The sequence below is a fragment of the Dietzia sp. IBK-p2-15D genome (assembly GCF_057773105.1).
Genome location: NZ_JBYMTK010000046.1, coordinates 1 through 499 on the forward strand (window position 1 = coordinate 1; position 499 = coordinate 499).

General features: G+C 41.7%; 1 protein-coding gene. It reads right to left on the reverse strand.

Annotated features, from left to right (window positions below; genetic code table 11):
* A partial coding sequence (locus AC3DEV_RS16775) for an ATP-binding protein (protein ID WP_488372830.1) occupies window positions 1–479 on the reverse strand: 479 nt, incomplete at its 3' end.
* Window positions 480–499: the final 20 nt, after the last annotated feature.

Below are 499 nucleotides of genomic sequence, written 5' to 3' on the forward strand. Positions count from 1 at the left end.
TGTAGCGCTTGCACACCATCAGTGGCTTCATCAACATCATATCCTAATAGATTTAGCTGGCGTTTGAGTAATAGCCTATTGGTCGGATGATCATCCGCGATTAATATGCTCAACTTTTCAGGTAGTGTTATAGGTTGTTCTGCTTTTGCCTCGACAGCCGCCACTTGTTGGGTAATTTCTACCGGGATTGTGATCGTAAATATCGTTCCTATGCCTGGATGACTTTCTAATGACAAATCGCCCTGCATGTTTTTAATTAATTCTTTGCAGATCATTAAGCCTAAACCAGAACCTGTTTGCTGACGACCTGCACTTGTTTGGCTATAGCGTTTAAACAGTTGTTGTTGTTCTTCCTGCGATAATCCACTTCCAGAATCCATAATCGTCATTTTGATAACAGCGTGGTTGTCATCAATGTGACCCAGGGAGGTCGTAATTTTTACTGCCCCCTCGGTAGTAAATTTGAGAGCATTACTCAGTAAATTAGATAAGACCTGCT